The sequence below is a fragment of the Spirosoma luteolum genome, from assembly GCF_054778875.1.
Window position 1 is genome coordinate 237,690 of record NZ_BAAGZE010000001.1, and the last position, 19,330, is coordinate 257,019.

Annotated in this window: 19 protein-coding genes; 10 read left to right on the plus strand and 9 right to left on the minus strand. The window is 58.4% G+C overall.

Annotated elements, in window-relative coordinates:
* Window positions 1-163 precede the first annotated feature (163 nt).
* A complete protein-coding gene (locus tag ACYVAC_RS01080; protein WP_461095693.1) occupies window positions 164-1,801 on the plus strand; it encodes a S8 family serine peptidase in 1,638 nt (545 codons plus the stop codon).
* Between the two features lie 65 nt (window positions 1,802-1,866).
* Window positions 1,867-2,658: a porin family protein gene (locus tag ACYVAC_RS01085; protein ID WP_461095694.1), complete on the plus strand. Its 792-nt coding sequence runs from the start codon at window positions 1,867-1,869 to the stop codon at window positions 2,656-2,658.
* A gap of 85 nt (window positions 2,659-2,743) precedes the next feature.
* Here ACYVAC_RS01085 and ACYVAC_RS01090 read toward each other — a convergent pair whose 3' ends face one another.
* The 6 genes from ACYVAC_RS01090 to ACYVAC_RS01115 all read right to left on the minus strand — a co-directional run bounded on the left by ACYVAC_RS01090 (window position 2,744) and on the right by ACYVAC_RS01115 (window position 8,175).
* Window positions 2,744-3,592, minus strand: a complete 849-nt coding sequence (locus ACYVAC_RS01090; RefSeq protein ID WP_461095695.1) for an SDR family NAD(P)-dependent oxidoreductase — start codon at window positions 3,590-3,592, stop codon at window positions 2,744-2,746.
* A gap of 150 nt (window positions 3,593-3,742) precedes the next feature.
* Window positions 3,743-4,630 carry an NAD(P)H-binding protein gene (locus ACYVAC_RS01095; RefSeq protein WP_461095696.1) on the minus strand — a complete coding sequence of 296 codons (888 nt, stop codon included), beginning with the start codon at window positions 4,628-4,630 and terminating at the stop codon, window positions 3,743-3,745.
* 39 nt (window positions 4,631-4,669) lie between these two features.
* Window positions 4,670-4,879, minus strand: a complete 210-nt coding sequence (locus tag ACYVAC_RS01100; protein ID WP_461095697.1) for a hypothetical protein — start codon at window positions 4,877-4,879, stop codon at window positions 4,670-4,672.
* Between the two features lie 70 nt (window positions 4,880-4,949).
* Window positions 4,950-5,417, minus strand: a complete 468-nt coding sequence (locus ACYVAC_RS01105; protein ID WP_461095698.1) for a MarR family winged helix-turn-helix transcriptional regulator — start codon at window positions 5,415-5,417, stop codon at window positions 4,950-4,952.
* A gap of 261 nt (window positions 5,418-5,678) precedes the next feature.
* Entirely contained in the window at window positions 5,679-6,608 is a 930-nt protein-coding gene (gene ctlX, locus ACYVAC_RS01110; protein WP_461095699.1) for a citrulline utilization hydrolase CtlX, read from the minus strand.
* Window positions 6,609-6,714: 106 nt separating this feature from the next.
* The gene (locus ACYVAC_RS01115; protein ID WP_461095700.1) at window positions 6,715-8,175 is read right to left on the minus strand and encodes an arginine deiminase family protein; all 1,461 of its coding nucleotides are present in this window, start codon (window positions 8,173-8,175) and stop codon (window positions 6,715-6,717) included.
* Window positions 8,176-8,557: 382 nt separating this feature from the next.
* Here ACYVAC_RS01115 and sufC point away from each other — a divergent pair, with 382 nt between their 5' ends.
* The 6 genes from sufC to ACYVAC_RS01145 all read left to right on the plus strand — a co-directional run bounded on the left by sufC (window position 8,558) and on the right by ACYVAC_RS01145 (window position 13,468).
* The gene (sufC, locus tag ACYVAC_RS01120) at window positions 8,558-9,310 is read left to right on the plus strand and encodes a Fe-S cluster assembly ATPase SufC (RefSeq protein ID WP_461095701.1); all 753 of its coding nucleotides are present in this window, start codon (window positions 8,558-8,560) and stop codon (window positions 9,308-9,310) included.
* Window positions 9,311-9,394: 84 nt separating this feature from the next.
* On the plus strand, window positions 9,395-10,720 hold the full coding sequence (gene sufD, locus ACYVAC_RS01125; protein WP_461095702.1) for a Fe-S cluster assembly protein SufD: 1,326 nt from the start codon (window positions 9,395-9,397) through the stop codon (window positions 10,718-10,720).
* 156 nt (window positions 10,721-10,876) lie between these two features.
* Window positions 10,877-12,115: a SufS family cysteine desulfurase gene (locus ACYVAC_RS01130; protein WP_461095703.1), complete on the plus strand. Its 1,239-nt coding sequence runs from the start codon at window positions 10,877-10,879 to the stop codon at window positions 12,113-12,115.
* Window positions 12,116-12,195: 80 nt separating this feature from the next.
* A complete protein-coding gene (locus tag ACYVAC_RS01135; RefSeq protein WP_461095704.1) occupies window positions 12,196-12,627 on the plus strand; it encodes a SufE family protein in 432 nt (143 codons plus the stop codon).
* The gene (locus ACYVAC_RS01140) at window positions 12,627-12,938 is read left to right on the plus strand and encodes a DUF59 domain-containing protein (RefSeq protein WP_461095705.1); all 312 of its coding nucleotides are present in this window, start codon (window positions 12,627-12,629) and stop codon (window positions 12,936-12,938) included. Before ACYVAC_RS01135 ends, ACYVAC_RS01140 begins: the two co-directional genes overlap by 1 nt.
* A gap of 98 nt (window positions 12,939-13,036) precedes the next feature.
* Entirely contained in the window at window positions 13,037-13,468 is a 432-nt protein-coding gene (locus ACYVAC_RS01145; RefSeq protein ID WP_461095706.1) for a BrxA/BrxB family bacilliredoxin, read from the plus strand.
* 131 nt (window positions 13,469-13,599) lie between these two features.
* Here the strand turns inward: ACYVAC_RS01145 and ACYVAC_RS01150 are convergent, their stop codons facing one another.
* From ACYVAC_RS01150 to ACYVAC_RS01160, 3 genes are all read right to left on the minus strand, one after another.
* Window positions 13,600-14,931, minus strand: coding sequence for an NCS2 family permease (locus ACYVAC_RS01150; protein WP_461095707.1), 1,332 nt, complete (start codon window positions 14,929-14,931; stop codon window positions 13,600-13,602).
* Window positions 14,932-14,997: 66 nt separating this feature from the next.
* Complete coding sequence (locus tag ACYVAC_RS01155; protein ID WP_461095708.1) at window positions 14,998-15,726, minus strand: glucosamine-6-phosphate deaminase; 729 nt, start codon at window positions 15,724-15,726, stop codon at window positions 14,998-15,000.
* A 55-nt stretch (window positions 15,727-15,781) separates the two neighbouring features.
* A complete protein-coding gene (locus tag ACYVAC_RS01160) occupies window positions 15,782-17,146 on the minus strand; it encodes an alkaline phosphatase D family protein (protein ID WP_461095709.1) in 1,365 nt (454 codons plus the stop codon).
* 42 nt (window positions 17,147-17,188) lie between these two features.
* Between ACYVAC_RS01160 and lysA the strand changes: the two genes are divergently transcribed.
* Both lysA and ACYVAC_RS01170 read left to right on the plus strand, forming a co-directional pair.
* Window positions 17,189-18,460, plus strand: a complete 1,272-nt coding sequence (lysA, locus tag ACYVAC_RS01165) for a diaminopimelate decarboxylase (RefSeq protein WP_461095710.1) — start codon at window positions 17,189-17,191, stop codon at window positions 18,458-18,460.
* Between the two features lie 156 nt (window positions 18,461-18,616).
* A complete protein-coding gene (locus tag ACYVAC_RS01170) occupies window positions 18,617-19,330 on the plus strand; it encodes a YebC/PmpR family DNA-binding transcriptional regulator (protein WP_461095711.1) in 714 nt (237 codons plus the stop codon).

The window sequence follows — 19,330 nt, forward strand, 5'->3', positions numbered from 1 at the left end:
GTTGGCAAACGCACGCAGTTTTGTTGGCACACTTCTCGCTACTGGCTACACAAAACGGACAACTTACCGTTTATAGACGGTAGGCATAGCCTGGGTTCAGCCGGCCGGTTGGATGCCACTCCGGCAATTGCGTGTACTTTTGCGTATCAATGAAACTGGTTTCATGAGAAACGACCGCTATATGGGTTATATAGGGCTGCTACTGAGCCTGTTGCTGCCTGGCCTGCTGGCGGCCCAGTCGCTTCGGCCAGCCCCTGCCAGCAGCTGGGCCCACCGCGATCCCCGAACCGATTCGGTTGCGGGCATTAGTCTCCAGCAGGCCTACGCCCTGTTGCAGGGTCGTCCGTCCGTGCCGGTTATTGTGGGCGTGCTCGACTCGGGTGTCGATCTGAATCATGAGGATCTGCGCGACATGCTCTGGACCAATGCGGCCGAGCAACCGGATAATAAGCTCGATGACGACCGCAACGGCTATGCCGATGACCGCCATGGCTGGAATTTTATGGGGGCCCCTGATGGTACTACCTACGAATATGATCAGCCCGAACTGACGCAAACCTATCTGCTCCTGCGGCCTACCTACGAAGGCGTTGACCGGGCCACACTCACACCCACTCAGCAACGCCAGTTCGATACCTACCAGCAGGCCAGAAAGCTGTATCTGCCTCGCTACCGGGCGGCCCAGTCGCAGTTGCTGGCCTTCAGCGATACGGTCCGTTTCTGGCAAACAGCGGCCCGGCTGGCGGCATCGCTCCCCGACTCGGCTACGACCCAGGCCGCTATCCGCCGGATCAGTCTGGGCCCCGATTCGGTTGCACAGGCCGTGCAGCAGGTGCTGGCAACGGGCTACCTGCCCCGCTATGGCTCGTTTGCGGCTTACACGCGGCTTGTCCGGCTCAACTTCACTCGCTTTATCGAAGTGGTAGGGGGCGAAGGGCTGATTGCCTACAACCCCGCCTACAACGCCCGCCAGTCGGTTGGCGACAACCCGGCCAATTTGTCGGAGCGTTACTACGGGAATCCGGCCGTACGGCCGCAGCCCGGCAGCGAACTCGGTATCCATGGCACCCACGTAGCCGGTATCATTGCTGCCAGACGGGGCAATGGCCGGGGCATCGACGGAATTGCCGATCAGGCGCGCATCATGGCCGTATCAGTGGTGCCGGCCCACGGCGACGAGCGCGACAAAGACATCGCCAACGGTATCCGCTACGCCGTGGACAACGGTGCCAAGGTGATCAACATGAGTTTCGGAAAACGATTGTCGCCGTTTAAAGAACAGGTCGACTCCGCCATTCGCTACGCGGCTTTGCACGACGTGGTGATTGTACACGCAGCCGGCAACAATGGGGAAGACCTCGACAAAACGCCAAACTTCCCGTCGGCCATTGACGAGCAGGGCCGGCGCGCACCCAATGTACTGACGGTAGGCAACAGCACGCCCTACCTCGACAACCGACTGGTGGCGGCCTCATCGAACTATGGCCTGCAGCTGGTCGACCTGTTTGCGCCCGGTACCGATATCAACTCTACTCTTCCGATGAATCAGTACGCTCCCTTTTCGGGTACGAGTATGGCCGCTCCTCATGTAGCGGGCGTTGCGGCCCTGCTCCGCTCCTACTTTCCGACGCTTACCGCGGTGGAAGTTTGTACCATTATCCGGCAAAGTGCCTATCGACCCACGCTCGTTGTTACGCGCCCCGGCCGCTCGGGCGATCTTATTCCGTTTCAGAACCTGAGTCAGACGGGCGGGCTGCTCAACGCGGCCGATGCCGTCCGGCTGGCACTGAGCCGCCCATGAGCCCCGCCCCAGAAAGGCCCGTACGTTCCCCGCTTTCCTGTCCAACTAAATTGATCTGAACGTTTATGAAACTGTTTTACCTCGTGGCGCTTTCGCTGCTGACGGCCCCCTGCGGGCTGGCCCAGCAACCGGCAACTGCCCAAACGCAGCCGAACCGGATGCAGGAGTTGTATGATCGCTACCACGGTATAAACCGGCGGGCTGCTACACAGCAACCGGGTGCCACCACTGCGTCGATCAGACCCGCAGAACGGCGACAGGCATCGGCCGGCATCAGTCGGCCCCTCACCATGCCGGCCGCACCGGTCAGCCAGCGACTTTATCCGGCCGTGCAGCTCGGTTTTCGTGGCGGCCTGGTGTTCCCGGCTTTCCTCGAGTCGAGCCAGACTGTTCAGCCAGGTACAGGTTTTCTGGGTGGCGTGGTGCTGCAGCTGGGCCAGGAATGGGTATCGTTTCAGCCCGAACTTAACTATACCCGCGAGGTGGTGCGGGTCAATGTGCTGGGGGGCGGCAGCCTGCGGTCGGCCAGCAACCAGCTCGTTGTGCCACTGCTGGTGAAACTGGCTTCGGGCCGGTCGACCCAGAGCCGGTTATTTGTGAACATTGGTCCTTACGTATCATATTTGACCAGCAGCAGCCTCAACGGCCTTAACATCGTCGTCGATCAGCAGCAGAGCCGGCTGGGGTATGGTGTAGCCGCCGGTCTGGGGGGTTCCCTGCGAGTCAATCCCGGCTTTATTACGCTCGAGGTGCGGGAACGTTTCCCGCTCGGCAACAACAGCATGGGCATCAACCGCCCGCGCAGCCTTTACACCGAAACCGCCATTGCGTTTGTCTTTCCCCTGAGCGGACGCTGATTTTCCGACAAACGCCCATAACCTGGGTTCAGGCATGGCGGGCGTCTTTCAAATCCCGCCATGCCTGTAGTCCGAAATCTCTTTTCTATAGATAAGCAACCGACTGTTGCCAGAGCCATTCGGCATTGGCGTCGTTGAGGTCACGGTTCGAGGAACCCTTGGGCCGACTATCAGCAAAATAACCGCCGTTGTTCGATTCACCGATGGCTTTGAGCGGAGCCGACGCCAGAAATACCGACGTTTGAGCCCCCTTCTCGGGCGTACGCATAAGTGGCCCAGCCAGTTTCAGCAGTTGGCCCACAAAGCCCGGCGTATCGCTGCCGAAGCTGGTCCGTACCGCACCGGGGTGTACCGAGTACGACGTAATGCCCGTACCCGCCAGGTGCTGCGCCAGCGCCCTGGCAAACAACGCATTGGCCAGCTTATCATCACCATAGGCCGCCCAGGTCGAGAGGTTGTCGATGTGTCGGAACATGCGGGCTTTGCGGCCCAGCAGGTGCGCAGCCGACGACAGGTTGATGATCCGGACATCGCCCGTCTGGGCAGCCGTTTTCTTCAGCGTGTCGATGAGCCGGTTGGTCAGCACGAAATGCCCCAGATGGCTCGCGTAGAATGATTTCTCGATGCCCTCGGGTGTAAACTCGATGGCGGCCGGCGTGTAGCCCGCATTATTAACAAGTACGTCGATACGGTCGTAGGTGGCCGCTATCGTGTCGGCTGCCGTTCGTACCGATTCCAGATTACCCAGATCGGCCGTGATCAGATCGACCTGCACTGCCGGGTTGGCTTTTTGCACGTCAGCCTGGGCCACGCGGCCGCGCTCTTCGCTGCGGCACACCAGTACCAGATCGAACGAACGCTGGGCCAGTGCTTTGGCGGTGGCAAGACCAAGCCCTGAATTAGCTCCTGTAATTACTGCCCGTTTAACACCCATAAGAAAGCTAGTTAGTCGCAATGGCTGTTCATCAGCCAGTCAGTCGGTATATGAACGCGTCATACAGTAGATAGGTTTTCGCCCCCGCACCGCAACCAGCGGGCTCTCCAGAACCAGCAGTTACCATACGGGGGCGAATCAATAATGCAATCAGGCAGCCGAGTAGGCAGCCGCAAATTCATGTTGAGCAAACTGCTCCAGCGTGTGCGAGCCATAAGGCGGCCGATTGGCCAGAAAATCGGCCTGCATGCTACCAGTGCGCAATGCATGGCCCAATTCCATGTAACCCTGCGCCATAACCTCGTTGAGGCCCGCCTGCTGCAAAGCCTGTTTGGTCTGCTCATCGGAGAAAACCAGCCACTGCGCATCGGGTTTACCTACGGCCGTTCCCAGAATCCGGGCAATCTCGGCACCAGTATGTTCGGTGCTGGCAATGTAGCGCACCTGATGACCCGTAAAATCGAGGTTCATCAGTTCGCGCAAGGCAACAGCCGCTATGTCGTCGGTATGGGTCAGCACCACCGAATCGGCGCCGAAATTACTGCCCAGGCTGCCCATGTGTTTCAGCATGCCGGCCATACTCAGCAGGTTATACATAAAGTACGACGGCCGCAGAAATTTGCTGTTCAGGCCCGGCACGGCGGCCAGTTTCTGCTCGGCATCGTACAACCCATCGACCGGGCCCGTACCCTGTCCCAGATCAGCACCGATGCTGCTCAGCAGCACCACGAACTGAATCTCATTGGCCGTGACGGCTTTAATGTACTGATCAATGATCTGGTTCTGAGCCGCCCGCCAGTCGGTCGGGTTGGGCACGCCCGGAATCAGCAGGTAAGCAGCATCGGCACCCGCGAAGGCCGTGGTCAGAAAATCGGCATCATCAACCCGGCCCACCGCGGCTTTTGCCCCCATGGCTTCGATCACCGGCGCCTGCTCAGCCCGGCTGGTGATAACGGTAACGGTATGCCCGGCTTTTAACAACCCTTCGGTGATGGGTCTGGCTGTATGCCCTGTCGACCCCGTAATGGCGTAATGCATGGCTTTGTGTGTAAGGCGTTTTTCCGATATACTGGTGATTTAAAACAGGAGCTTCCAGCCGTTAAAAAACAGATCCTGCCCGGGCTGGCCCGACCAGTTACCCGCTTCGTCGGTCAGATCAGTCAGTGTGGTGTCGGCCTGACGGGCCGCTGTGTTGCCCCGTTCTTTGCTGGTCGAGCGGCAGAGCGTGCGGTTCAGTTCATCGCAGATGCCGTGGAGCGTACCGGTGGTGTCGAGTTCAGTGTTCATGTTTGTTGTGGTTTAGTTGTTTGCACATGCAAAAAAAATAACGCGGGGGGCGGTCTTCAACCGCCGGGCATCAGCCTTCGGCCCCATTCAGGGCCTGAGCCGCATCGAATACCTGTCGGGTCAGCCGACAGATGTTCTCTTCGCCAATCGCCTTGGCGTATCGTTCACCGACCCGGCCCCAGGCCTCGTCGATCGCTGCTTTCAGTTCGTGTCCTGCCAGCAGGGGCTTTACCAGTGTTTTCTTGCCCTCCGACTCCCGCTGAACCAGTTGGCGCTGTTCGAGCTTCTCGACCAGCCGCGTAATGGTCGACGGAGTCAGGTAAAGCGTGTCGCTTAGTTCGGTAGGCGTAATGCCCGGTCGGCTAATTACTTCCGAGAGCAGGTAAGCGTGCGAATACGAAAGTCCGAACTTGCCGAACTCCTCGTCGCCGATGGCCGTGATAGCCCGTGCCAGCGCGTTGGCCGAAAACAGCAAACAGGCACTGAAGCGGGTTTCGGTTTTCTGATCGCCGGCATTGCACTCTTCTACTACGTTCATTGGTACGTTGTTTACTAGCGATACAAAAGTACACACAATACTTGTATGTGCAAGCAAAATAGAAAAAAGAATTTAAACTATTGAATACGTTCCCCACAAAGTACTCTGAATAAACCACTTACACGGATACAAAAATCGATCAGTCGATCAGCATAGTAGGCAGAATACATAAAAAACGGTGTCGTTGTCAGCAGCCTGCGCTGTTGACAACGACACCGTGGTCGGGATGCAGTCCGGCGCAGCGGGCCGACGCGGTCCTGTTTATTTCAGGGGCAGGTGTACCTCGGCCATCATGCACCGGGCCGACCCTCCGCCGTTGCCTTCGATCATACTCAGATCGAAATGCTTGAGTGTTGCATAGTCGTCGAGCAGGTCGATCTGCTTGGGCGTGAGCGACTCGAACGCCCGGGTCGACATGACCAGCAGCTTCTGGCCCTTCGTGGTTTTCACCTGGAGCATATTTCCTGCAAAGCTGGCCATCTGCTCCAGCGAAATGTCGATCACGCGCTTGTTGGCCGTTTCGAGTTCCTGCCGGATCATCAGCCGCTCATCGGGGTCGACGATAGCCGCCAGGCACACCACGGCAAACGTATCGGCAATGCACATCACCACATTGGTGTGGTACACGGGCTTACCGTTGGCATCGACCGCCCGGAACGGAATGGTGCGATAGCCGGTTTGCCGGCCAAACTCGGCCAGCACGTCGGCGTCGGTACGGGGCGACAGGCAGGCGTAGGCTATGCGACTCATGCGGTCGAGCACCATGCTACCGGTGCCTTCCAGAAATTTGCCCTCCTGCTCAAAATGGGTCAGATCGACAATGCGCGACACGTGGAAACGGGCCGAGAGGTCGTCGATAATATCCTGCCGCCGTTCGAGCCGCCGGTTTTCGGCCTGCATTGGGTAGAGCACTACCGTTCCGCTGGCATGAAACGACACCCAGTTGTTCGGAAAGATGGAGTCGGGCGTGTAGGGTTCGGTCGTGTCGTCATAAACGATGATATCCAGGCCGGCTGCCTCGAGCTGACGAACCATATCGTCGAACTCCCGGCGGGCATCTTCCTGCGCCACGTCTTTCGTTTGCGCGGCTAGTTTGATATCCTGAAACGCGTTGGATTCGGCCGTTTGTTCGTTGAACCCGAACCGAACGGGACGAATCATAAGAATTCTTGACGTAGCCTGTGATTGCATAGGAGGGTAAGTAAAACGAGGTATCGGTAGTAGCGTCTCCAGACCTGATCTGGCCGAACCGCTGCCCTAAAAGTAGGCAAAAAGGCGGTTCGTTGGCATCGGCCGCCTAACTGCCTGCCCGCAGCAGCGGCAGACTCATGCAGTGCGAGCCGCCCCGCGCCCGGCTCAGTTCGGCCGACGGCAGCATGATAAACGTGTTTTCGATGGTTTCGGGCGCCGACTGCCCCCGCTCGAACCGGTTCAGCAACTCGGCCGCGCCGACCACGTCGAAACCCGCCTGGCGGAACGCTTCGGCCGTTTTGTCGTTGCGGTCATAGCCCACCACCACGCCGTCTTTCAGCGCCAGCAGGTTGCAGGAATCGGTCCACTGCTCGCGGGCACCAAAGGGAAATTCGTTGTTGCCCGAATAAATAAAGCGAACCGGCTCGGTTGCGCCCAGGTCGTTACGGCTGATGTCGGCCAGCAAATCTTCAAGGTTTTCGATCTCGATGGGCTTGTGCTCCAGCCCCTTGATGAACTGCATGATTTTCAGTTCCTCCGACATGTCTTTGGGCGCGAAGAAATGGAGCACATCGCGTTTGCGGCTCTCGTCGCCGGTGCGGGCCAGCGATCCCAGTAGCACCCATACGTTGCGCTTTACCTGCGTAAACACGGTGTCGATGTGCATATAATCGCGCTTCTTCGGAATCTTCACAATCGTCACCTTGTCGACCACGTTGCGCTCGAATACCAGCCGCATCACCTGCTGGGCCGCGTAGAGTGTGGTGCGCTCACTGACCCCCACGATCAGGTGCCGGGGCGCAATCATCATCACGTCGCCCCCTTCCAGCGTCGACCGCGTTACGTCGCGGTTCACATCGGCATCGGGCAGCAGAAAGGCGTGCTCGTTGTCGGGGATTTCGATAATCTTATCCTGGTAGTCGGCAAAGAGCGGGTGATTGAAAAAAATGTACTGCGCCAGCAGGGCCTCGCGGGTACGAGCCGACTTGGCGGGTTTATTGAGCAGAATGTGGTCGTTGATGACGATGCCGATATCGCGCGTAAAAATAAAGTTGGGCAGGGGCGCAAACAGCATCGTGCGGTCGGGCAGCGACCCCGAGATCATGATCTTGGCCAGTTCGACCGGATCGAATTCGCGTAACTGCTGCTGGGTTCGGAACGAGGTGCGCTCGATGCCGCAGATGGCCGCGATGAGCCGGGTCCGGATACTGTCGTCGGCCAGGATATCCGACAGCAGACACTGCACGTCGACAACTTTATCGGAGCGGAAATAATCGGGGTGATCGGGTTTGAAAAAAGCCCGTTCGTTGTCGCCCAGGCGGTCGATGCGGCCCCGCACCTTGTCGGGGTCCAGAAAGTAGAGCAGCAGTTTGACGTAAAAATCGTACTCATCCCGACGCATCATGTCGAGATGAACGATGTCTTCGAACAGCCAGTCCTGGGCTTTGGAAGGAACAACTTTACCCAGCCCCCGGTCGGGGCTGTGAATCAGCAGGCGTTTGAGCGTACCAATTTCCGACGAAACGCTGATAGGCAGCGCGGCAGGCCTGGCTGGCGTAGCGGGCAATTCGTCTACGAGTGATTGAGCATGCGACATATACACTACCCGGCCAGCCGTTAGGGGCCAACCCGGGATGGCAAGGTACAATTTTTGGCTTTCACCGTGGCAACACCCTGCCCGCAGCCAGCCCCCAAAACCCGGTTGCCCAACTCGGCAGAAGCCCGGGGGGCGACGCTTGGCTACCCCTGGCCCGGGGTATAAACCGGCCGGCACTAACGTTCCATTATCCAATAAAGCGTGTTAAAACAACCTTATTTTTACCCTGACCCGCCAAATAGGCAGCCGGCGGTCAACTTTTAAGGCCCCTATTTTGTTAGCCTACCAAAGCAGATACGGTCGGATCTGCTAACTTTGCGGCTTTATTCAGCCGTACACGCTACAAGCTATTATGTTATCCATCAGTAATTTACAAGCCGCCATCGGCGAAAAACAAATCTTAAAAGGACTCAATCTTGAGGTTAAGGCCGGTGAGGTTCACGCCATTATGGGTCCCAACGGTGCTGGTAAAAGTACGCTGGCTTCGGTATTGGCGGGTCGTGAAGACTATGAGGTAACCGGTGGCAGTGTGCTCTTCGACGGCAAAGATCTGCTTGATATGGCGCCCGAAGAGCGGGCTGCCGAAGGCATTTTTCTGGCGTTTCAGTACCCGGTCGAGATTCCGGGCGTCAGCACGACGAACTTCCTGAAAACGGCCATGAATGAGATTCGGAAATACCGGGGCGAGCAGCCGCTCGACGCCGTTCAGTTTCTGAAACGGATGAAAGAGAAAATGCAGCTGGTCAACATCGATCAGTCGCTGCTGAGCCGCTCGCTCAACGAGGGTTTCTCGGGGGGTGAGAAGAAACGGAACGAGATTTTCCAGATGGCCATGCTCGAACCAAAGCTGGCTATTCTCGACGAAACCGATTCGGGTCTCGATATCGACGCCCTGCGGATTGTGGCCGAAGGGGTCAATAAGCTGCGGTCGCCGGAGCGGGCTACCATCGTGGTCACGCACTACCAGCGCCTGCTCGATTATATCGTGCCCGATTTTGTGCACGTACTGTATCAGGGACGCATCGTGAAGTCGGGTCCGAAAGAACTGGCTTACGAGCTGGAGGAAAAAGGCTACGACTGGATCAAAGCCGAAGTGGCTGCTTAACCGTACACGGTTTTGGCCGGCTCATCGGGCCTCTGGCCCCGATTCCAGCCGGAGATGCTTACCTGAAAACCGGAAACTAAACTAATGACTCCTACTTACACAGCGTATACCGATTTCAAGACCCAGTTGCTGACGGCCTTTCAGACCAGTGAGGAACGGTTGAACGGTGAAAGCAAAACGCCCCTGCACCAGCTTCGGCGGCAGGCGCTGCAGGCTTTCGATAAGCTCGGCTTCCCCACCATCCGGCACGAAGAGTGGAAATACTCGAATGTCAACAACCTGATCAAGCAACAGTTTACCATCGACGAGACGTCGACGCTTACGGCTGATGATCTGGCGGCTCTGGAAATACCCAACCTCGACGGTAATATCCTGTACTTTGTCAACGGTCGCTACCACCCCGAACTGTCCCAGATCGTCAGTCCCGCTTCGCAGGTACAGATCAGCTCACTGGCCGACGCGTTGAAACAGGATCCGGAAGGCGTGGGGGCGCACTTTGCCCACTACGCCGACTACGCCGATTCGGCGTTTACCGCCCTCAACACGGCCCTGGCTACCGATGGGGTGCTGGTTCGGGTGCCCGCCAATACCACGGTGGAGCAGCCCATTGTGCTGCGCTTCATCACCGATGCCCGCCAGAAAAACATTGCTTCGCAGCCCCGTAACCTCGTGCTGGTCGGCCAGAACGCCGAACTTACCCTGACCGAATCGTTCCGGACGCTGGGCGAGCAAAGCAGCTTTGTCAACATCGTCACCGAAATCGCTCTCGAACGCGATGCCCGGATGCAGTATTACAAAGTGCAGGACGAAACCGAACAGGCCTACCACATCGGCACCACGCAGGTCAACCAGCGCGACAACAGCCATTTTTATGCCGCTACGATTACGCTCAACGGCAACTTCGTGCGCAACAACCTGAATATCGTGCTCAACGGGCAGCATGCCGAAGCCTTCATGTATGGGCTTTACATGCCCAACGGCCGGCAGCATGTCGACAACCATACGCTGGTCGATCACGCCATGCCTAATTCGTACAGCAACGAGCTCTACAAAGGCATTCTGGACGACAGCGGTACGGGCGTTTTCAACGGCAAAATTTTCGTGCGGCCCGACGCCCAGAAAACCAACGCCTACCAGTCGTGCAAAAACGTGGTGCTCTCGCCCAACGCGTCGATGAACACCAAGCCGCAGCTCGAAATCTACGCCGACGATGTGAAGTGTTCGCACGGCACGACAACCGGCCAGCTCAACGACGAAGCCCTGTTCTACATGCGGTCGCGGGGTATTCCAAAGGATGAAGCCCGCACGCTGTTGCTCTACGCCTTTGCGCAGGATGTGCTGAGCCAGATCAAGATTGCGCCCATCCGCGAGTACCTGCAGGGTGTTGTGACGGCCAAACTGACGAAATAATACGCTCCGTCGGGGCGGGGCGGTTTGCCAATTCAACCCATCAGCCGGACTTTTCGGGGATTAACGACGTTCTGGGTAGAATTCGTTAATCCCCGCTTTTTTTGCACCTTTCCCCTCTACAGCCTGTTAGCTATTCAGTAACACAAGCCTGTTTTTATGCAAACGGTTTTTGCCCCCCCTCTCGACATTCAACAGATCCGGCAGGACTTTCCGGTACTCGATCAGCAGATCAACGGCCGGCCCCTGGTTTATCTGGATAACGCAGCTACCAACCAGAAGCCGCGCGTGGTGATCGACGCCCTGACGAATTACTACGAAGGCTACAACGCCAATATTCACCGCGGTATTCACCACCTGGCCGAGCAGGCGACGGCTGCGTTCGAAGCGTCGCGCCGGGCTGTTCAGGCGTTTCTCAATGCCGAACACTGGCAGGAGATTATTTTCACCTACGGCACCACCGACGGCATCAACCTCGTGGCGCAGGCGTATGGCCGGCGGTTTCTGCAGGCGGGCGACGAGATTATCATTTCGGGCATGGAGCACCACTCCAACATTGTGCCCTGGCAGATGCTCTGCGAGGAGCGGGGCTGCGTGCTGAAGGTCATTCCGGTCGACGACGCCGGCGAGCTGATACTCGATGAGTACGAGAAGCTGCTGTCTGAACGCACCAAATTTGTTTCGGTGGTACACGTGTCGAACTCGCTCGGCACCATCAACCCCGTAAAGACCATTATCGACAAAGCCCACGCGGTTGGGGCGGTTGTGCTGATCGACGGGGCGCAGGCTTCCTCGCACCTGACACTCGATGTGCGCGCCCTCGACGCCGATTTCTACGTGTTCTCGGCCCACAAGCTCTACGGCCCTACTGGTATGGGCGTGCTGTATGGCAAAACAACCCTGCTCGAAGCCATGGCTCCCTACCGCGGTGGCGGGGAAATGATTCGGGAGGTGACGTTCGAGAAAACGACCTACAACGATATACCCTACAAGTTTGAAGCGGGCACGCCCAACATTGCCGACGTAATTGCGGTGAAGTCGGCGCTCGACTACATGGCTGCGCTGGGGAAAGACGCGATTGCCGCCCATGAACACGATTTGCTGGAATACGCCACCGAGCAGCTGGCCGCCATCGACGGGCTGCGAATCATCGGGCAGGCCCGCGAGAAAATCGGGGTCGTTTCGTTCGTGATGGACGGGATTCACCACCAGGACATGGGCGTTATCCTTGACCAGCAGGGCATTGCCGTCCGAACGGGTCACCACTGCACCCAGCCCCTCATGCAGCGCTTCGGCATTGCCGGAACTACGCGGGCCTCGTTTGCCGTTTACAATACCAGAGACGAAATCGACCTGCTCACAAAGGGTATCCGTCGGGTTCAGACAATGATGCTGTAAGCGGTCAGTGGCCTGCCGGACAGGCGCAGACAAAGCAGCGGCTCCAGGTACGTGACAGAAGAAGTAAGGCGCAGGATACAATGACCATAAACGAAAAGCAGGACGAGATTATCGAGGAGTTCGACTTGTTCGACGATCAGCTCGACAAGACTCAGTATATTATCGACCTGGGCAAAAAACTGCCCCCCATGCCCGAAACGGCCAAAACCGACGAAAACCGCATTATGGGTTGCCAGTCGAAAGTGTGGGTCGATGCCGAGTTGCGGGGCGATACCCTCCACTTTTACGGCGACAGTGAACCCACGGCCCAGATTTCGAAAGGGCTCATCAGCCTGTTGATCCGGGTGCTGTCGGACGAAAAGCCCGAAGACATTGCCAACGCCGACCTGTACTTCATTCCCCGGGTGGGTATGGGTAACCTGATCACCTCCCTGCGGGCCGGCGGCCTGGCTTCGATGATCGAACGTATGAAAGCCTTCGGCCGGGCGTATTCGGCCAAATCCGTATCCTAATGACAGACGCAGAACTTAAAGAACAGGTTATTCTGGCCCTCAAAGGCGTGTATGACCCCGAAATCCCGGTCGACGTGTATGAGCTGGGACTGATCTACGACATCAAGATTTTCCCCGTCAACAACGTGTATATCCTGATGACGCTGACCTCGCCTTCGTGCCCGTCGGCAGGTACCATTCCCAGTGAGATCGAAGATAAGGTGCGCGCCATCGAGGGAGTAGCCGATGTAAGTGTCGAGCTGACGTTCGATCCGCCCTACTCGACCGAACTGATGTCGGAAGTGGCCAAACTGGAACTTGGCTTTATGTAATCCGCGTTTGTGGATTGTTGTTCGTCGTTTGTCGGTAGCTACCGTTCGAAGACAAAACCGCAAACCATACACCACAACTAGTACAACTAACAACCAATATGTATCCTCCTCATTTGCTTGTTCCCATGCGGGAAGACCTGACCAGCGTTGGTTTTCAGGAACTGACGTCGGCAGCCGACGTTGATGCGGCCATGACCGATCAGAAAGGCACGACCCTTGTTGTGGTCAACTCGGTATGCGGTTGCGCAGCCGGTGCGGCCCGTCCGGGCGTTAAGGCGGCTCTGGCGGCTTCGACGGTAAAGCCCGACCAGTTGGTAACGGTTTTTGCCGGTGGTGATGTTGAGGCTACGGCCCGCATGCGCGAATACCTGCTGCCCTATCCCCCATCGTCGCCCGCCATTGCCATCTTCAAGGACGGCGATCTGGTTCATTTCATCGAGCGGCACCACATCGAGGGCCGGTCGGCGCAGATGATTGCCCAGCACCTCGAAATGGCGCTGGACGAGTTCTGCACGCCTGCCAACGCCTAAGCACGCAGCGCACGCTGGCCGGTTTGCCCGGTCGACGTGGCTTTACTATGCGCCCAAAAAAAGGCCCTGTCGACGCACGACTACGTGCGTCGACAGGGCCTTTTTTTGGGCTGATTCCATCTGCTGCGGGCTTAGTACCCGGCCACGAGCGCCAGCACACACAACGCATCGACCAGCAGCAATCCCGCCGGCACCTCGTGGCGTTTCCCCACGGCCAGTTTAATTACCGTCCACGACAGAAAACCCCAGATCAGGCCCTGCGTAATGGAATAGGTGAAGGGAATAAGCACCAGCGCCAGAAAAGCCGGCAGGGCATCGTCGAGCTGCTGCCAGTTGATGCGGGTGATGGGTTTCATCATGAAGGCACCCACCAGCACCAGCGCAGGCGCCGTAGCAATGGCGGGAATGGCCGCCAGCAGGGGCGACAGAAACAGAAACGGCAGGAAACAGCAGCCTGCCACCACGGCCGTCAGTCCGGTGCGACCGCCCTGGGCAATGCCTACTGCCGATTCGATGTAGGCCGTGCCGGGACTGGTGCCGAGCACGCCGGCCAGCGTGGTGGCCACGGCATCGGTCAGCAACGACCGGTTCAGGTTACGGGGTTCGCCGTTGCCATCCTGCAGCCCGCCCGCTTCGGCGACGCCCACAAAGGTCGAGAGACTATCGAACAGATCGGTAAAGGCAAACGCAAAAATAACCGGGGCCAGCGACCACCGCAGCGACCCCAGCCAGTCGAGTTTACCCAGTAGGGAGAAATCGGGCGCGGCTACCAGCGTGGTCAGGTTGACGAGCGTTTTCTGCCCGAAATTAACCGCCGACGCATCGCCCCAGTACCGACCGATGGGCCAGGCCAGCGCCGTTGTCAGCCCGATGCCGATGATGATGGCGCCCGGCACATCGCGCACGATGAGCACGCTGGTCAGCAGCAGGCCAGCAATAAACGTCAGCGTAATGGGGTCGTGGAGCGAGGCCACCGACACCAGCGTGGCGGGGTTGGCTACAATAAAGTGGGCATTTTCGAAGCCAATCAGGGTGATAAACAGCCCGATACCTGCCGATACGGCATAGCGCAGCGGCAACGGAATAACCCGCACCAGGGCCGACCGCGCATTGACGAGTGACAGCAGCAGAAACAGTACCCCCGCCCAGAATACGGCCCCCAGCGCCACCTCGGGCCGGATACCCAGGCCTTTGACGGCCGTGAAGGTAAAAAATGCGTTGAGCCCCATCCCCGGCGCCACCACAATCGGGTTGCGGGCATAGAGTCCCATCATGAGGCTGCAGAAAAAAGCCAGCAGCACCGTTGCGGTCAGCACGGCGCTAAACGGCAGCCCCGCCTGGCTCAGGATGGTTGGGTTCACCACAATGATGTACATCGTGGCCAGAAAGGTAGCTACGCCCGCCAGCACCTCGGTTCGGCGGCTGGTAACGGGCGTCAGCGGGGCAGTAGTGGGCTCGGGCACGGCAGACAGACGCGGGGATTGGCAACCGGCGTCGGGACCAAACTACGCACAAACAGCCAGAAAGCCCTAATTGGGCAGCAGGCGGGCCGCAGCGGCATCGACCATCACCACCGCCTGCGGGTGGGTCTGGAGCAGGCTGGCCGGCACGGCCTCCGTTACGGGACCCGTAATGGCGTCGTTCAGAATAGCCGCCTTGCGATCACCACTCACCAGCACCATCACGTTGTGGGCACTGCTCACGTGACGCAGCCCGACGGTGATACCCTGCGTAAGCGCGGTTGGTCCGGCAAAGTATTTCTGCCCCACGCTGATCGTCGTTTCGTGCAGCTCCAATACATGGCAGCCCGCCGTAAACGATGATCCGGGTTCGTTGAGCGCAATATGACCGTTGACCCCCATGCCCACCAGCAGCAGATCGAAACCACCCCGCCCGTCGATCAGGGCATTCATCCGCCGGCATTCGGCCGCCAGGTCGGTAGCCCGGGCATTGAAGACATGGATCTGATCCGGTCGCAGATTCAGCGGGTCGAACAGTTCGAGGTACAGCGACTGGGTGCAGCTACCGGCTACGGTGGCATCCATGCCCACCCACTCATCGAGCCCCACGAACGTACAGGCACTGACATCGACAAAACCGGCATCGACCATCAGCACCAGCTGGCGGTAGGTGGCAATGGGCGTGTCGCCCGAACCCAGACACAGCAGGGCGTCGGGTTTGGCCTCAATCAGCCGAACCAGGTAATCGGCCGCCTGGCGCGACATCGTTTCGTGGTCGGGAAAACGCTGAACAATCATGGCGCAATCGAGTCAGATAAAAAAGTACGTAAAGGGCCGGAACAACGCTCCGGCGCTATTTGAGATCGTTGGCGCGCAGTTCACGCGTCCACTGCTGCACACCCCGCTGATCGCAAACCTGAATCGACAGTACCCGGTCGTTCAGGGGGCCGCTCACGCTCAGCAGACCAAAGTTGCGCTCGGTGAACAGCGTGCCGTCGATGTAGGTGGGTTGCTTCAGCTCGTCGGCGCGGGGTTTGGCGGGCCCCGATGTCAGGGGCGAAATGGTCAGGTCGTAGAGCGGGTACGTACCTGGCCGATCGAGCTTGTGCAGGATGGTGTGGTGGCGGTCGCCGGTGATGAACAGCACGCCCGGCACCTGGGCATCGGCAATCGCTTTGAGCACCCGGTCGCGCTCGGTGCTGTAGAGCGCGTAGGTTTCGAAGTCTTTGGTTGGATTCACGATCTGCCCCCCCGTTACGATAAACTTGAAGCTGGCCTTGCTGAACCGCAGCGCGTCGAGCAGCCACTGAATCTGCCTGTCGCCAAAATACGCTTTGTCGGGGCCGTCGGGCATCTCGTCGGGGGCGCGGAAGGTGCGGTCGTCGAGCAGAAAAAACTGACAGTCGTTCCACATGAACGTACCCGTACACCCCTCCTCGGGGAAAATGTAATTTGGATTGGCCCAGAACGCCCGGAAGGCATCGCGCGTGACGGGCTTGAGCCAGTAGCTCCGGTCCGAATCGTTGGGGCCGTAGTCGTGATCGTCCCAGATAGCGTAATTATGGGCTGCGGCCAGCAGGGGCTGCATCTCGGGTAGCGACCGCGTGTGGGTGTACCGGCGCAGCACGCCCGTGCGGCTGTTCCAGTCGGTTTCGCGGGTGTATGTGTTGTCGCCCGTCCAGAGCATGAAGTCGGGTTTGCGGGCGGCCAGGGCGGTAAAAATCTCGTAGCCACCGCCGTAGGGTTTGCCGGGACGGTCGGTGTCAGGTTCGTTGACGTAGGTGCAGCTTCCGACGCCGAAACGAAACGCCGGGGGGTTGGTCCGCCACTGCCACAGGGGCTGGGTTTGGAACTGGGTCGGGTAGGGCCGGCTCACCGTTCGGCCCCCGATCAACAACTCGTACGTGTACTGCTTTCCGGGTTCCACCTGATCGGCGAGCAGGTGGGCTGTAAAAGCCGTTTTGGCCTCCGTCAGCACTTCATTGGTCAGGTGAACAGGGGCCTTCTTACCAGTTTCGTGGTAGCGTACCTGCACCCGGGCAGCCTGCTTGGTCTGGGCCCACAGCATCACCTCGCGCATGTCGGAGTAGCCCACCATGGGGCCCGATTGCAGCAGCGATGGTGCCGCCGATGGCGTGACCGGCGTCTGCGCCTGGCCCGGCTGGGGCGGCATGGCCAGGAGCAGCCCCAGCAAGAGGCCGTAGTATGTGTTTGACATAGGCGAAAGAAGGCGTAATTTTGCGGTTCGTTTTTCCCGAATATGCAACTCGAAGAGCCCCAGGGTCAGTCTGCCCGCTATCAGATTCAGGGTGTCGACGTACTGCACATAGCCGACCAGTTTGGCCTGCCGCTGTACGTGTACGACGCTGACAAAATTATCGAAAAAATCGGCCAACTCCGGTCAGCCTTCAGCGGTGTTAATCTGCGGATCAAGTACGCAGCCAAAGCCCTGACCAACGTGTCGATTCTGAAGCTGATGCGGCAACAGGGTGTCGAGATGGATTCGGTATCGGTCAATGAAGCCCGCATGGGACTGCTGGCCGGCTTTACACCCGAACAGATCATGTTTACGCCCAGTGGTGTTTCGTTCGACGAAATTCGTGAAGCCATCGAACTGGGTCTGCAACTCAACGTCGACAGCCTGCCGCTGCTGACCTGGGTGGGCCAGCACTACGGCAGCGACGTACCCATCAGCATTCGCATCAACCCGCACATCAGCGAGGGCGGCAACCTGAAGATTTCGACCGGCCACGCCGACTCTAAATTCGGCATTTCCATTCTGCAGCGCGACGCCATCCGGCAAACAGTGCAGCAGTATGGCCTGAACGTAGTGGGCCTGCACGTACACACAGGATCCGACTTCAAGAATGCCGGCGCGTTTCTGGCGGGGGCCGAGGTGCTGTTCGAGCTGGCAGCCGATTATGCCGAGCTGCGCTTCATCGACTTCGGCAGTGGCTTTAAAGTTGCCTACAAGGCCGGCGACCATGTTACCGACGTGGCCGATCTGGGCCGGCAGGTCAGCGCGGCTTTTCAGGCGTTCTGCCAGCGCTACGGGCGCGATCTGGAGCTGTGGTTCGAGCCGGGCAAGTTTCTGGTGAGCGAATGCGGCCACCTGCTGGTGCGCACCAACCTGGTCAAGGAAAACCCCGGCCGCACGTTTGCCGCTGTTGATTCGGGCCTCAACCACCTGATCCGGCCCATGATGTACGATTCGTGGCACGACATCCGCAACGTATCGAACCCAACGGGGCCCGAGCAGTTGTACACCGTGGTTGGCTACATCTGCGAAACCGATACGTTTGCCACCGACCGGCCGCTGCCCGAAGTGCGCCCGGGCGATGTGCTGTCGTTCGAGAATGCAGGTGCCTACGGTTTCAGCATGGCTTCGACCTACAACGCCCGGTTCCGGCCCGCCGAAGTGATGGTCTACGAAGGCCACCCCTACCTGATCCGGGAGCGCGACACGCTGGCCGATCTGCTGCGGGGCCAGGTCGATGTGCCGGTGCTGAACAGCGAAGTAATTACCCAGTAAATCAGGTTTGTGGTTTGTAGTACGTGGTTTCCTGTTTACGGTTTTCAAGAGGTCGAAGCAGCCACCGCGCCCTATCAACCAGCAACCAAATCCCTATACACTGACTACCGAAACACGGTAAACTGAGTACAGTACACCGAAAACTGACAACCAACCATGGGACGCGCGTTTGAATACCGGAAAGCCCGGAAAATGAAACGGTGGGGGCAAATGGCCAAGACCTTCACCCGTATTGGTAAAGACATCGTGATTGCCGTGAAAAACGGCGGACCCGACCCCGACACCAACGGCCGGCTGCGGGCAATTATCCAGAATGCCAAGGCCGCCAACATGCCCAAAGACAACGTTGACCGGGCCATCAAAAAAGCCTCTTCCAAAGAGCAGGAGGATTATAAGGAAATCGTGTACGAAGCCTATGCCCCCCACGGTATTGCGCTCGTGATCGAAACCGCTACCGACAACCACAACCGCACCGTGGCCAACGTGCGCAGCTACCTCAACAAACTGGGTGGTAGCCTGGGCACACAGGGTATGCTCGACTTTATGTTCGACCGCAAATCGGTATTCCGGATTCCGGCTGCCGGGCTCGATCAGGAAGAGCTGGAACTGGAACTGATCGACGTGGGTGGCGATGAAATCGAGTTCGACGAAGAAAGCGAGCAGTTCGTTATCTATGGCGAGTTCACGGCCTTCGGCTCCATCCAGAAGTTTCTCGAAGAAAAAGGCTACGAAATCAAACAGGCCGAATTCGAGCGTATTCCGAACGATTACAAGGAATTGACCGACGAAGAAGCCGCCGATGTGGAGAAGCTTATCGAACGCATCGAAGAAGACGATGACGTGCAGATGGTCTATCACAACATGAAATAA